We start from the raw sequence: 11,674 nt of genomic DNA, 5'->3' as shown, positions 1-11,674 counted from the left end.
TGGCTCACTGCCACAGGAACGCGCAGGTTCAGAACCTCACGGCGATGCCTTCGTGCGGCCGCTTGCCGAGCCGGGCGATCGTGGCGGGCCAGTCGACGAGCCAGTACTGCCAGGTGTACTTGCGCCCCAGGAGCCTCCGTACGCGCTTGAGCCCCTCGGCGTCGAGCAGCCGGCCGGTGCCCTCCAGTCGCACGGCTCCGTCGGCGATCCGTCCGCGCACGTCGCACGCGGCGACCACGACCCGCGGGTCGCGCCGCAGCCGCTTGACCTTCCAGGTGTCGGCCTTGGTCCACACGTACAGCTCGTCGCCGTCGACGGCGAACCACACGGGCGTGGCCACGGGCGTGCCGTCCTTGCGGAACGTGGTGAGGCTGACGTAGCGGGCCCGGCGCAGCTCCTCCGGGATCACGGACGCGTTCACGCGAGCTCCAGCGCGGCCAGGACGGCGAGTTCGTCCAGGGACAGTCCGAGGGCCCCGGCCAGCGCCGCCACCGTGAAGAAGGCGGGGGTCGGGGCACGGCCCGTCTCGATCTTGCGGAGGGTCTCGGCCGAGACGCCGGCCGCGGCGGCGACCTCGACCATCGAGCGGTCGCCGCGGGCGGAGCGGAGGAGGGCGCCGAGGCGTTCGCCGCGCTCGCGCTCTTCTGGGGTGAGGGGTGTGCGCACCATGCGGACCATTCTAATACCGGTATAGTAATTGGCATGATCGAGATGAAGACGGACGCGTCGCTGCGGGCGATGCGTGAGGCGGGCCGGGTCGTCGCCCGTGCGCTGACGGCCGTGCGGGAGCAGGCCGCGCCCGGGGTGTCGCCGCACGAACTGGACCGGACGGCACGGGCGGTGCTGGCGGAGGCGGGGGCCGGTTCGCCGTTCCTGGGCTACCGGCCGGACTGGGCGCCGGTGCCGTTCCCGGCGGTGGTGTGCGTGTCGGTGAACGACGCGATCGTGCACGGCATCCCGGACGGGCGGCCGCTGGCCGACGGGGACCTGGTCAGCGTGGACTGCGGCGCGATCCTGGACGGCTGGGCCGGCGACGCGGCGGTCAGCTTCACGGTCGGCCGGGCCCGGCCGGAGGACACCCGGCTGATCGACACGGCGTGGGAGGCCCTGGAGGCGGGCATCGCGGCGGCGCGGGTCGGCAACCGGATCGGCGACATCGCGCACGCCATCGGCCGGGTCTGCCGCGCCGCGGGCTACGGCATCCCGGACGGCTTCGGCGGGCACGGCATCGGCCGCACCATGCACGAGGACCCGGGCGTCCCCAACGAGGGACGCCCGGGCCGCGGGGTGCGGCTGCGGCACGGCATGGTGCTCGCGATCGAGCCGATGCTCCTCGCCGGCGGCGCGGACGACTGGCGCACCGACGGCGACGGCTGGACGATGCGCACCCTGGACGGCAGCCGGGCCGCCCACACCGAGCACACCGTCGCCATCACGGACGACGGCCCGCGCATCCTCACCGCGCTGTAGCGGAAAAGCCGCTACCCCGCCGGGCGGACCACCATCGCCGAGCCGCCGCCCCGGCGGACCGTCTCCGCGGCCGCGAGCCAGCGGCCGTCGGGCAGTCGCTGCACCCCGGTCGCGGCACCGATCTCCGGGTTCTGCCGGAAGCCGTGGCCGCGCGCCTCGAGCTCGGCGCGCAACGGGCTGCCCCACAGGGCCGGTTCGAGCTCGGTGGTGGCCTGGTTGCGCTGGCTGGCGCGCGGGGCGGCGATGGCGGCGACGAGCGGAAGGCCGCGGTCGACGACGCCGGTCAGCGTCTGCAGCACCGTCGTGATGATGGTCGCGCCGCCGGGCGAGCCGAGCGCGAGCACCGGCCGGCCGTGGGCGTCGAGCACGATCGTCGGGGAGATCGAGGACCGCGGACGCTTGCCGGGACCGGGCAGGTTCGGGTCGTGGACCGCCGGGTTCGCCGGGGCGAAGGAGAAGTCCGTCAGCTCGTTGTTGAGCAGGAAGCCCCGCCCGGGCACGGTGATCCCGCTGCCGCCGGTCGACTCGATGGTCAGCGTGTACGCCACGACGTTGCCCCACTTGTCGGCCGTCGTGAGGTGCGTGGTGTTCTCGCCCTCGTACGTGGTCGGGGCCGCCGCGCCGGCCGTCGCGCACGGCGCCGGGTCGCGCGGGTCGCCCGGCGCGAGGGGGCTGGTGAGCACCGCGTCGTCGCGGATCAGGCAGGCGCGGGAGTCCGCGTACCGCTGCGACAGCAGCTCCCTCACCGGCACGTCCTCGAACGCCGGGTCGCCGACCCAGCGTCCCCGGTCCGCGAACGCGATCCGGCTCGCCTCGACGAACCGGTGCAGATAGTCCGCCTGCGTGGCCTTGGCGAGGTCGGTCCCCTCCAGGATGTTCAGCGCCTCGCCCACGGTCGTCCCGCCGGAGGACGCCGGACCCATGCCGTACACGTCGAGCCCGCGGTACTCGACCTTCGTCGGCCGCCGCCACTCGGTCGTGTACCGCGCGAGGTCCCGCTCGGTCAGATCACCCGAGCGGACGTGTCGCACGGCTCCGTCCCGCACCGGCGGCCGCCGCACGGTGTCCACGATGTCGCGGGCCAGCGGGCCGCGGTACAGCGCGCCGACACCCTCCCGGGCCAGCGTCCGGTACGTACGGGCCAGGTCCGGATTCTTGAACACCGAGCCGACGACGGGCAGTTGACCGCCCGGCAGGAACAGCTCCGAGGAGGCCGGGAAGTCCCGGAACCGGGCCTCGTTGGCCGCGGTCTGCGCACGGAACGTGGCGTCCACGGCGAACCCGTCCCGTGCCAGACGCTCGGCCGGTGCGAGCAGCCGGGACAGCGGCTTGCTCCCCCAGGCGTCCAGGGCCGTCTTCCAGGTGGCCGGCGTGCCGGGCGCGCCCACGCTCCGGCCGCTGGTCATGGCCTCCTCGAACGGGATCGTCCCGCCGTTCTCCAGGAAGAGCGAGGCGTCGGCGGAGCCGGGCGCGGTCTCCCGGCCGTCGATCGTGTGCACCCGGCGCGTCTTCGCGTCGTAGTACACGAGGAAGCCGCCGCCCCCGATGCCCGCGGAGTACGGCTCGGTGACGCCGAGCGCCGCGGCCACCGCGACCGCCGCGTCCACGGCGTTGCCGCCCTTGCGCAGGACCTCGATGCCGGCCGCCGACGCGTCCGCGTCCACGCTGGCGACCGCTCCCCCGTACCCGGCGGCGACGGGGACCTTCGCGAGGGCGGCCTGGTCCGTCGGCGGCGCGGCCGCCCCGACGGACAGGACCGTGCCGGTGACGGCGAGAACCGCGACATACCGTGCTGCGGAGCGACGCATCCGTACCTCCAGTCAACAACCGTCCGCGCAGCGTAACTTCCGCCCCCGGCCGCCGTCAGGACCGCGACACCGCGCGCCTCGTCCGCGCTCCGCCCGGACCCTCGAACACATCTGCGTATCCCCGCTACCATCGCCCCCCATGAACGAAGACCTGCGCAACGTCGTGCTCGGTGTGCTGGCCACCGGGGTGAGCGCTTCCCTGGGCTGGCTGACCCGCACCTACCTCTGGCGCCGCCGGCTCCGCCGCAAGCAGGCCTTCTTCGGGCTGCCCGGGGGCTCCGAGTGCCTGCTGATCGTCAACCGCTCGGCGGGCACCGAGCGGTCGGTGCACCGCTTCGACGTGTTCGCGCTGCTCGAACTGTCCGCGCTCATCAAGGACTGCGGGGCGCACGCGCAGATCATCCAGGACGACCTCGCGCACCAGGGCTTCGGCGACCGCACCGAGTTCTGCGTGGGCGGCCCGCGCTCCAACCGCCGCATGGTGGCGCACCTCGCCTCGCTGCTGCCCGGCGTGCGGGTGAACGTCGACGCGGAACCGCAGGCGGAACGGGGCGCGTTCCTGATCGGGTCGGACGAGTACCGGATGGAGAGGGGGAGGGCCGAGTACGTGATCCTGGCCCGGCTCACCGCCGGTGAGGGCGCCCGGCCGGTCTTCCTGTTCTGCGGTCAGCGGGCGATCAACAACCAGGCGGCGACCCGGTACCTTGCCCGCCACCACGAGAAGCTGACCCGCAAGCACGGCACGAACGGTTCGTTCGTGCTGCTCCTGAAGGTCGTCAACTCCGAGGCGTACGGGCCCGATGTCGTCGAGCTGGTCGCCGATGTCACGCGCGAGGCGCGCACGGCGCCGGCGCCAGTGGCAGCGACTTGATCCCGTTGATGAAGTTGGAGACCAGGCGGCGCGGCGGCCCCGCGGGTACGAGGCCGGGCAGCGCGGCGCGCGTCTCCTCGTAGAGCACGCGCAGCTGGAGGCGGGCGAAGTGCGCGCCGAGGCAGACGTGCGGGCCGTCGCCGAAGGAGACGTGCGGATTCGGCGTACGGCCGAGGTCGAGCCGGTGCGGGTCCGCGAAGACGCGCTCGTCGTAGTTGGCGGAGGCGTGGAAGACGACGACCTTCTGCCCGGCGGCGACCGGCACGCCCGCGAGCTCGGTGGCCCGGCGTGCGGTGCGGCGGAAGGACAGAACGGGCGGGTGCCATCGGAGCAGTTCGTCGACGGCGGTGTCCATGCCGACCTCGCCGCTCCACAACCGCCGCTGCTCCTGCGGGTGTCGGGCGAGAGCGAGCAGGCCGCCGGGGGCGGCGCTGCGGACGGTGTCGTTGCCGGCGACCGTCAGCAGGAAGAAGAACATCTCCAACTCGGCGTCCTGGAGCGGGGACTGTGCCAGCACGGTCATGATGTCGTCGGCCGGGTGCCGGCGCTTGTGGGCGGCGAGCTCCTGCGCGTACCCGAACATCTCGGCCAGCATCGCGGGTGACCGCGGGTTGACCGGCCGCCCCTCGGCGTCGAGGACCGGGGGCTCGTCGGGGTCCTGGTAGGCGATGACCCGCTCGGTCCAGGTGTGCAGCAGCCCGCGGTCGGCGGGGGGCACCCCGAGCAGGTCGGTCAGGTTGAGCAGCGCGTAGTCGTCGGTGACGGCCCGGACGAGGTCCACGTCGGGCCCGGACTCGCGGGCGGCGGCGAGGAGTTCCCTGGCCCGGCTCCGCGCCGTCGCCTCGAAGCGCTCGATCCGTCCGGGCGTGAAGGCGCGGCTGACGAGCCGGCGCAACCGCCCGTGGTCATTGGGGTCTCCCCTGCTCGAACGAAGTGGAGAGCCTGGGGAAGGGTCCTGATTGAGCATCATCCGCCGGATGAACGGCAGGTCGGCGGGGTCCGGGTCGCGGATCTGGGTGGCCCCGAGGTGCGAGGAGTACGTGCCCGCGTCCCTGAGGACCCGGACGACGTCGGCGTGCCGGGTGACGGCGAGGAACCCGGGCCCGGCGGGCCAGCCGAGCACCTCGTACTCCTCCTGCCGGGCGACCGGCCACCGGTCGCGCAGGGCGCGGAACCGGTCGTGGGGGATGCCTGCGGCGTAGATCCGCGGGTCGAATACGTCGGGCTGCGCCTCGCTCGTGTTCTCCACCGGCCCGCTCCGCCTCGGCGACAAGGGTGAAAGCACATCCATCATGACAGGTCAGCGGCGTTTTTCGTAGGACGGAACGCACAGTTGGAGAGCCTTGTCCGGTACGCTCCCCGACTCCCAGAATCTCCGTCGTGCATCACTCGGAGAACAGGGGGAACATGGGGAACTTCGATCACGACGCGGTGCTGCGGGCGCGGGTGCTGCTGCTGGGGTCCGAGCGGCCGGACCTGCTCGAAGAGGTCCACGCGTACCGGGTCCTGGCGGAGGTGAGCCCGAACGCGTATCTGCCGAAGCTGGCCGGCGCGCTCGTCTCGCTCAGCCACCGGGCCCAGGACCCGGAGGTGGAGCTGGCCCTGTGCGCCGAGGCGGTCGACACCGCGCGGAGGATCGATGCGGGAGTGACGCCCCGGACGGCGTCGCTGTGCCACGCGCTGGACGCCTATCAGAGGGTCCTGTTCGCCGCGGGGCGGCGCGCGGAGGGGCGTGCGGCCTGCGAGGAGATGGCGGAAGCGGGGCGGAAGGGGCGGCTGGCCAACGTCCTGGCCGAGGAAGGGCGGTTCCAGGAGGCCGCGAAGCTCGACGAGGGCTTCGTCCGCAACGGGACGGAGTCCTCCTTCTGGTCCACGGTGGAGTGGGCGGCGAACCTGGAGGGCGCCGGACGGCACGAGGAGGCGGTGCACGTCTTCGGCGAGCTGGTGGACGAAGCCCGCCGGGAGGCCGCCGCGGGTGGCGCGGCATCGGCGGCGCTCACCGGGAGACTGCTGCACCTCGCCCTGATGCAGGAGGCGGCGGGCCGTCGGACCGAGGCCACGGCCACCCGGCGGGAGGCTCTGACCGTGCTGGAGGAACTGGCCGCGCCGGACCGGCCGAAGGGGGACGGCATGTATCTGGCCTGGTGGTCCACCCTGTTCCTGCTGTCGGGGCGGACGGGCGAGCCGGCCGCGACCCCGGAAGCGCCGGCGCCGCCGTTCGGCACGCACGGCATGCACTGGTCGCGCGACGTGACCCGCGCCTTCCTCGACGCCCTGCCGCAGCTCGAGGAAGAGGCGGCGCGCCTGCGCGAGGCGGGCCGGCTGTCCGCGCTGGCGGACGTGCGGCGCAGGATCTGCATCCGCGTGGTGCGGCGCCACGGGGACCACCACTATCGGCTCCAGGAGCGCCTCGGGCCGTACTTCGACGAGGGCGTGGCGCTGGCCCGGCAGCTGTCCGACGATCCCGCGCGGCTCGCCCGGGCGCTGACCGACAGGGCCACGTTCCGCCTGGTGACCGGGGCCTTCGAGCCGGCGTACGCCGACCTCGCCGAGGCCGTCGCGCTGCTCGAGCACAACCCGCCGGCGCGCAGCTGACCTTCTCCTCCCCCTCGGGCGGAGTGATCACCGGCTGGCGCCGGACGGGCCGGGCTCCTCACTGATGTCCGTGGGGGCCTGCGGGCCCGCGTGTTCCACGCTGTCGAGTCAGCGCAAACTATTCACGACAGAAGGGGACTTATGGGACGACACACATAAAGGCCACATAAGCCGTATTTACTGCAACGGGGTGGCTCGGGGGAACGGAGCCGGCGGTCTGCCGAGGGCGGCTCAGCTCTCGGCGGCCTCGGCGTACCGCTGCGAGAGCTCCGGCGAGCCGGTCATCGCCCAGTCCAGCCCGGCGTCCACCACGTCGATCTCCCGCCCCGAGGCGAGCCGCACCACGGGGCGGCCACCCGGCCACACACCCCAGGCCGCGCCCGGCACGGTCCGCACGATCACCGTGCCGAGGTACAGACCGGCGTCGTTGCCGATCCAGGGCAGCTCCTCCGGATCGTCGCGCCAGCGCGGCGGCAGCTGGTCGAGCCGTTCGAGGGAGCGCGGCGAGTCGTCGAGCTCCACCCCGGCCTGCGCGACGCGGGCCCGCAGCAGCTCGCATTCCGCGAAGAGTTCCGCGACCCCGTCGGGGTCGCGGGCGAATGCGGAGGCGAGCGAGTCCTCCCGCTCCTCTCCGTGCCGTCGGCGCCAGGCGTCAAGGAAAGGGATACGCATCGTTCCAGCGTCGCACTCGGGGGCCGCGCGCACCACAGGGCGCGCGGGCCCCGGCCCGGGCGGAACGATCAAGCTCGGCCCGGACGCGGAGCTATCACGCCCGGTTCAGACCTCGAGGTCGACGACGACGGGGGCGTGGTCGGAGGCGCCCTTGCCCTTGCGCTCCTCGCGGTCGACGTAGCTGTCCTTCGTCGCGTCCGCGAAGGACCTGTTGCCGTAGACCAGGTCGATGCGCATGCCCTTGTTCTTCGGGAAGCAGAGCTGGCGGTAGTCCCAGTACGTGAAGGGGTGGTCGTACTTGAGGGGGCGCGGGACCACGTCGTTCAGGCCCGCATCGCGCAGTCCGGCGAGCGCGGCCCGCTCGGGCTCGGTGACGTGCGTGGCGCCCTCGAACTGCGCGATGTCCCAGACGTCGTCGTCGGTCGGGGCGATGTTGTAGTCGCCGAGCACCGCGAACGGGCGGTCGCCCGCCGCGTCCTCCGCGACCGCCGCCTTCAGCGCCTCCAGCCAGCGCAGCTTGTACGCGTAGTGCTCGTGGACGACCTCGCGCCCGTTGGGCACGTACACCGACCAGACCCGCACCGGGCCGCAGGTCGCGGAGATCGCCCGGGGCTCCTGCACGCCCTCGTACTCCGGCCCGCCGGGCAGGCCGGTGACGACGTCCTCGAAGCCGACCTTGGACAGCAGGGCGACGCCGTTCCACCGGCCGGTGGCGTTGACCACGGACTCGTAGCCGAGCTCGCGCAGCTCGTCGGCGGGGAACTGCTCGGCGGTGCACTTGGTCTCCTGGATGCACAGCACGTCCGTGCCGGAGCTCTCCAGCCAGGCGAGCAGCCGGGGCAGACGGGCGGTGATCGAGTTGACGTTCCAGGTGGCGATGCGCATGGGCGCAAGCCTAACCGCGGGGTGTGACAGTCACCGTGCTCACAGCTCGGCGGACTCTCCCGGTGCCAGCCGGCCGTGGTCGGCGCCGCCGAGGGCCCCGATCTGGTTGTCGTAGATCGGCCGGGCGAGATCGGTGAGCAGGGCGTCGTGCACGTCGAAGGCGCGGCGCGGCTTCAGCTCCCGTACGTAGTCGATCACCTCGGAGATCTTGCTCCAGGGGGCCTGCACCGGCAGCAGCAGGGTGTCCACCGGGTGCTCGGGGACGGTCAGCGCGTCGCCCGGGTGGAAGACCGCGCCGTCGACGAGGTACCCGACGTTGGTGACCCGCGGGATGTCCGGGTGGATCACCGCGTGCAGCTCGCCGTGCACCTGTACGTCGAAGCCGGCCGCGCCGAAGGTGTCGCCGTGGCCGACGGTGTGGACACGGCCCGGGAAGGCCGCCGAGATCCTGTCGGCGACGCTGCGCAGCGTCCAGATCCCCGCGGCCGGGTTCGCCTCCAGGGCGGCCCGCAGCCGGCCCTCGTGGAAGTGGTCGGGGTGCTCGTGGGTGACCAGGACCGCGTCCGCGCCGACCGCGGCGTCCTCCTCGCTGAAGACCCCCGGGTCGATGACGAGCGTCCGCCCGTCCTTCTCCAGACGGACGCAGGCGTGCGACATCTTCGTCAGCTTCACGGGACTCCACCTCACGGGCGACGCGGCCGGGCCTCGGTCATGATCGCCCTCAGCCTACGCCCGGGGCGTGGTCTCCTCCCGGACGACGTCCTGCATGACGCGCAGGGCGGCGTTGGCTGCGGGCAGCCCGCAGTAGACCCCGGTGTGCATCAGGATCTCCTTGAGTTCGTCGGGCGTCAGACCGTTGCGCAGCGCGGCCCGCGTGTGCCCGGCGAGGTCGTCGAGGTGGCCGCCGGCGATCAGGGCGGTGAGGGTGACGGTGCTGCGCAGGCGCCGGTCCAGTCCGTCGCGTGACCACACCTCGCCCCAGGCGTACCGGGTCACCAGGCCCTGGAAGTCGGCGGCGAAGGCGGCGCCCTCGTCGAGGACACGGTCGACGTGCGCGTCGCCGAGCACCTCGCGGCGCAGCTTGAGCCCGGTGTCGTACGGGTCCGGGCGCACCGGCCCGGAGGTCTCGGCGACCGGGACCTCGGGCGCCGGGGCGTCGCCGGCGGCGGGCGCGGGGACCGGGACGACGGGCGCCGGTACGGCGGCGGGCACGGCGGCGAGGGGGTCGATCGCCGTGCCGGCGAAGTGCTGGACCAGCAGGTCGGTGACGGCGGCGGGCTGCTCGACCGGCGCCAGGTGGGAGGCACCGGGCACGACGGCGAGCCGGGCGTCGGCGATCCCGGCGACCAGGGTGCGGGCCTCGGCGGGGCCGGTGACCTGGTCCTCGGAGCCGACGAGCACCAGCGCGGGGACGCCGACGCTGCCGAGGGCCTCGCGGACGTCGAAGGCGGCGAGGGCCTCGCAGGCGGCGATGTAGCTGGCGGCATCGGTGGTGCGGACCATCTGCACGGCCCATTCGACGATGGCCGGCTGGGCTCCGGCGAAGCCGGGCGTGAACCACTGCTCGGGCGCGGACCGGGCCATCGGGTCGAGGCCGTGGGTCCGTACGATCACGCCGCGCTGCCGGAACTCGTCGGCCGTCCCGAACCGGGGCGAGGCGGAGACCAGGGCCAGCGAGGCGACCCGCTGCGGGGCCCGCAGCGCCAGGTCGAGACCGATCGCGCCGCCGATGGAGCAGCCCGCGTACCCGAACCGCTGGACGCCCAGCTCGTCGAGGGTGGCGAGCAGCCGGTCGCCGAGCTCGGCGACGGAGGAGGCGGGCTCGGCGGGCGCGCCGCCGTGTCCGGGGAGGTCGAAGCGGACGACCCGCCATTGTTCGCTGAGTTCGGGGATCTGCCGGTCCCACATGTGCCATGTGGTGCCCAGGGAGGGCCCCAGGATCAGGACGGGTGCGTCTTCCGGGCCGTCAAGGCGGTACTGCAAGGTGTTCGTTGGTGTCTCGCTCACCCGCCAGACCCTCTCATCTCTCACGGCCGCCCCGGAAACGAGGCCGTGACCGGGCGGGTCCGACCAGGTGAAAGACCTCCCGGGCAGGGCGGCGTGCGAGACATCGGACGACGGGGTGTCCGCCGAGGGCTCCGGCGGTCTCCGTGTCGGCCAGGAGGTCGTCCGGGCCTTCGGGCTGAAGCAGCCGGCCCCGGACACGCGGCGCGGTGGTCCCGCGCCCACGACGGACGGACGAGCCCCGGGGCCGAACGGCCTCGGGGCTCGTCGTGCGCCGACGGCGGCGCGAAACCCGCCGGGGCTCAGCCCGCCGCCAGCTCCTCCGCGATCGCCGCCGCGAAGGCGTCCACGTCGGCCTCGGTGGTGTCGAAGCAGGTCATCCAGCGGACCTCGCCGGCCGCCTCGTCCCAGACGTAGAAGCGGAAGCGCTTCTGCAGACGCTCGGTGACGGCCGGCGGGAGGATCGCGAAGACCTGGTTGGCCTGCACCGGGCGGGGGACCTCCAGGCCCGGCAGGTCGCGCACCGCCTCGTACAGGCGGCGGGCCATCGCGTTGGAGCGCACAGCCGAGCGCAGCCACAGGTCGCTGCCGAGCAGCGCCTCGAACTGCACCGACACGAAGCGCATCTTGGAGCCCAGCTGCATGCTCGCCTTGCGGATGTGGGGCATGCCGCGCGCCGCGTCCGGGTTGAGCACGATCACGGCCTCGCCGAAGAGCAGCCCGTTCTTGGTGCCGCCGAGCGAGAGGACGTCCACGCCGACGTCGGTGGTCATCTCGCGCAGCGAGAAGCCGTGGTAGGCGCTGGCGTTGGCGAGCCGGGCGCCGTCCAGGTACACGAGCATGCCCAGGTCGTGCGCGTGGTCGCAGATCGCCCGGATCTCGTCCGGCGTGTAGCAGGTGCCGAGTTCGGTGGACTGGGCGATGGCGACGACCTTGGGCCGGGCGCGGTGCTCGTCCTCGAAGCCCCACGCCTGCCGGTCGATCAGCTCGGGGGTCAGCTTGCCGTCCGGGGTGGGCACCGTCAGGAGCTTGATCCCGGCGACCTTCTCCGGCGCCCCGCCCTCGTCGACGTTGAGGTGGGCCGACTCGGCGCAGACCACGGCGTCCCAGCGGTCGAGCATGGTCTGGAGCGCGACCACGTTCGCACCGGTGCCGTTGAAGACCGGGTAGGTCTGTGCGGTGGGGCCGAAGTGGCCGCGCACCACTTCCTGGAGGCGCTCGGTGTAGACGTCGGCACCGTAGCTGACCTGGTGACCGCCGTTGGCCTGGGCGATCGCCGCGAGGACCTCGGGGTGCGCCCCCGCGTAGTTGTCGCTGGCGAAGCCGCGCGCGTCCGGGTCGTGTCGTCGCTCTACGGTCATGGGGCTCA

General features: G+C 73.4%; 12 protein-coding genes. 3 read left to right on the top strand and 9 right to left on the bottom strand.

The annotated features are described in order from the left end of the window. Positions 1 to 28 precede the first annotated feature (28 nt). Both ABZO31_RS27055 and ABZO31_RS27050 read right to left on the bottom strand, forming a co-directional pair. Positions 29 to 409, bottom strand: coding sequence for a PPOX class F420-dependent oxidoreductase (locus tag ABZO31_RS27055; protein ID WP_406865488.1), 381 nt, complete (start codon positions 407 to 409; stop codon positions 29 to 31). A gap of 8 nt (positions 410 to 417) precedes the next feature. Further along, positions 418 to 669 carry a helix-turn-helix domain-containing protein gene (locus ABZO31_RS27050; protein ID WP_406863897.1) on the bottom strand — a complete coding sequence of 84 codons (252 nt, stop codon included), beginning with the start codon at positions 667 to 669 and terminating at the stop codon, positions 418 to 420. Positions 670 to 702: 33 nt separating this feature from the next. Here ABZO31_RS27050 and map point away from each other — a divergent pair, with 33 nt between their 5' ends. Beyond that, positions 703 to 1,470 carry a type I methionyl aminopeptidase gene (gene map / locus ABZO31_RS27045; RefSeq protein WP_406863896.1) on the top strand — a complete coding sequence of 256 codons (768 nt, stop codon included), beginning with the start codon at positions 703 to 705 and terminating at the stop codon, positions 1,468 to 1,470. Between the two features lie 11 nt (positions 1,471 to 1,481). Here the strand turns inward: map and ggt are convergent, their stop codons facing one another. Next, positions 1,482 to 3,278 carry a gamma-glutamyltransferase gene (ggt, locus tag ABZO31_RS27040; RefSeq protein ID WP_406863895.1) on the bottom strand — a complete coding sequence of 599 codons (1,797 nt, stop codon included), beginning with the start codon at positions 3,276 to 3,278 and terminating at the stop codon, positions 1,482 to 1,484. Positions 3,279 to 3,417: 139 nt separating this feature from the next. Between ggt and ABZO31_RS27035 the strand changes: the two genes are divergently transcribed. Further along, positions 3,418 to 4,149, top strand: coding sequence for a hypothetical protein (locus tag ABZO31_RS27035; RefSeq protein ID WP_406863894.1), 732 nt, complete (start codon positions 3,418 to 3,420; stop codon positions 4,147 to 4,149). On the opposite strand, the gene ABZO31_RS27030 is transcribed toward ABZO31_RS27035, so the two are convergent. After that, positions 4,103 to 5,398: a cytochrome P450 gene (locus ABZO31_RS27030; protein WP_406863893.1), complete on the bottom strand. Its 1,296-nt coding sequence runs from the start codon at positions 5,396 to 5,398 to the stop codon at positions 4,103 to 4,105. The two genes, ABZO31_RS27035 and ABZO31_RS27030, sit on opposite strands and share 47 nt — an antisense overlap. A 158-nt stretch (positions 5,399 to 5,556) precedes the next feature. Between ABZO31_RS27030 and ABZO31_RS27025 the strand changes: the two genes are divergently transcribed. Further along, entirely contained in the window at positions 5,557 to 6,744 is a 1,188-nt protein-coding gene (locus ABZO31_RS27025; protein WP_406863892.1) for a hypothetical protein, read from the top strand. Between the two features lie 231 nt (positions 6,745 to 6,975). Here ABZO31_RS27025 and ABZO31_RS27020 read toward each other — a convergent pair whose 3' ends face one another. From ABZO31_RS27020 to ABZO31_RS27000, 5 genes are all read right to left on the bottom strand, one after another. Next, positions 6,976 to 7,416: a DUF6278 family protein gene (locus ABZO31_RS27020; protein ID WP_406863891.1), complete on the bottom strand. Its 441-nt coding sequence runs from the start codon at positions 7,414 to 7,416 to the stop codon at positions 6,976 to 6,978. A 105-nt stretch (positions 7,417 to 7,521) separates the two neighbouring features. After that, on the bottom strand, positions 7,522 to 8,301 hold the full coding sequence (locus tag ABZO31_RS27015; RefSeq protein WP_406863890.1) for an exodeoxyribonuclease III: 780 nt from the start codon (positions 8,299 to 8,301) through the stop codon (positions 7,522 to 7,524). A 39-nt stretch (positions 8,302 to 8,340) separates the two neighbouring features. After that, positions 8,341 to 8,973, bottom strand: coding sequence for an MBL fold metallo-hydrolase (locus tag ABZO31_RS27010; RefSeq protein ID WP_406863889.1), 633 nt, complete (start codon positions 8,971 to 8,973; stop codon positions 8,341 to 8,343). A 54-nt stretch (positions 8,974 to 9,027) separates the two neighbouring features. After that, positions 9,028 to 10,308, bottom strand: coding sequence for an alpha/beta fold hydrolase (locus ABZO31_RS27005; protein ID WP_406863888.1), 1,281 nt, complete (start codon positions 10,306 to 10,308; stop codon positions 9,028 to 9,030). Positions 10,309 to 10,607: 299 nt separating this feature from the next. Next, a complete protein-coding gene (locus ABZO31_RS27000) occupies positions 10,608 to 11,666 on the bottom strand; it encodes a threonine aldolase family protein (RefSeq protein ID WP_406863887.1) in 1,059 nt (352 codons plus the stop codon). Positions 11,667 to 11,674 lie beyond the last annotated feature (8 nt).

Origin of the sequence: Streptomyces solicamelliae (assembly GCF_045348655.1) — a bacterium.
GTDB classification, from domain to species: Bacteria; Actinomycetota; Actinomycetes; order Streptomycetales; family Streptomycetaceae; genus Streptomyces; species Streptomyces solicamelliae.
This window is presented reverse-complemented; position numbering and strand designations above follow the sequence as displayed.

What these genes read in the sequence shown, in the direction of transcription:
- ABZO31_RS27000 (WP_406863887.1), bottom strand. Translation starts at nt 11,666, where the DNA reads ATGACCGTAGAGCGACGACACGACCCGGACGCGCGCGGCTTCGCCAGC.
- ABZO31_RS27035 (WP_406863894.1), top strand. Translation starts at nt 3,418, where the DNA reads ATGAACGAAGACCTGCGCAACGTCGTGCTCGGTGTGCTGGCCACCGGG.
- ABZO31_RS27050 (WP_406863897.1), bottom strand. Translation starts at nt 669, where the DNA reads ATGGTGCGCACACCCCTCACCCCAGAAGAGCGCGAGCGCGGCGAACGC.
- ABZO31_RS27025 (WP_406863892.1), top strand. Translation starts at nt 5,557, where the DNA reads ATGGGGAACTTCGATCACGACGCGGTGCTGCGGGCGCGGGTGCTGCTG.
- ggt (WP_406863895.1), bottom strand. Translation starts at nt 3,278, where the DNA reads ATGCGTCGCTCCGCAGCACGGTATGTCGCGGTTCTCGCCGTCACCGGC.
- ABZO31_RS27015 (WP_406863890.1), bottom strand. Translation starts at nt 8,301, where the DNA reads ATGCGCATCGCCACCTGGAACGTCAACTCGATCACCGCCCGTCTGCCC.
- map (WP_406863896.1), top strand. Translation starts at nt 703, where the DNA reads ATGATCGAGATGAAGACGGACGCGTCGCTGCGGGCGATGCGTGAGGCG.
- ABZO31_RS27020 (WP_406863891.1), bottom strand. Translation starts at nt 7,416, where the DNA reads ATGCGTATCCCTTTCCTTGACGCCTGGCGCCGACGGCACGGAGAGGAG.